We start from the raw sequence: 848 nt of genomic DNA on the forward strand, positions 1-848 counted from the left end.
GTTGTAGTCTTCCCATACCAGGTTACCTACTTTGCTGAGCTTGACTTTGTAGTCCTCTATCTCACCAAAAGGTACAGCGCCGGTTTGGCTATCAGGCGCAAGGCCACCATCCGAACTCAAGCGAGCACGAACGAATAAAGATCCTTCGCTGTAACGAACGACGGTTGGTACTGGGAAGCAGTATTCGGCACCATCAACTCCGCCTGGGGGGACAATAGCATCATTGAAGACCAATTCTTCACCAGCACCAAACATACCGTCGCCGTTCCAGTCGATCCATACTTGTAATACAGCATCTTCACCGGTCATGTTCATGGCACTTACCGTGATACATGACTCGTTACCAGGAATGAATGGGTGAGTGAACAGGATACCGTCTTCGTCGCTACCATCGGTACATGTACCGAAGGTTGCCAGACCAGGATCAGCATCATCACCTCCTTGCATCATGCCCGCCATGGCCTCGGGGAGGCCATCAATTTCTGTATCTACACATGATCCAAGCTTCAGGTCTTCACTCACAATATGGCGCGGAGCTTCAGGCCCGGTAGTTGTGTAGGTATCAGGTAAATCACCGTAATCAAAACCGATGATTTGTACCATATAATCTTCTACTTCACCACTATTAGCAATACCGGTAGAAGTCATTACTTCAGCCATATCATTGGCCAGGCGAATACGTAGACCTAGATCTTGGCCAACTACTGAGGTTGCTGGAATAGGGCCAACACTTACCGTTACGTTCGTTGCGCCATTCGGTACACTCGCAATATACTTCTCTGTATTTGGATCAAAAGTTCCGTCTTTGTTGTAATCAATAAATGCAGCTATCGTCGCTTCTGTTCCCG

General features: G+C 48.1%; 1 protein-coding gene. It reads right to left on the reverse strand.

Translation table 11 applies throughout. The features are described 5' to 3' along the window. Positions 1-848 (reverse strand): GEVED domain-containing protein (locus ACRBG0_RS27845; RefSeq protein WP_431490104.1); only part of this gene is annotated, 848 nt, incomplete at both ends.

Source organism: Lewinella sp., from assembly GCF_050633125.1.
Lineage (GTDB): Bacteria > Bacteroidota > Bacteroidia > Chitinophagales > Saprospiraceae > Lewinella.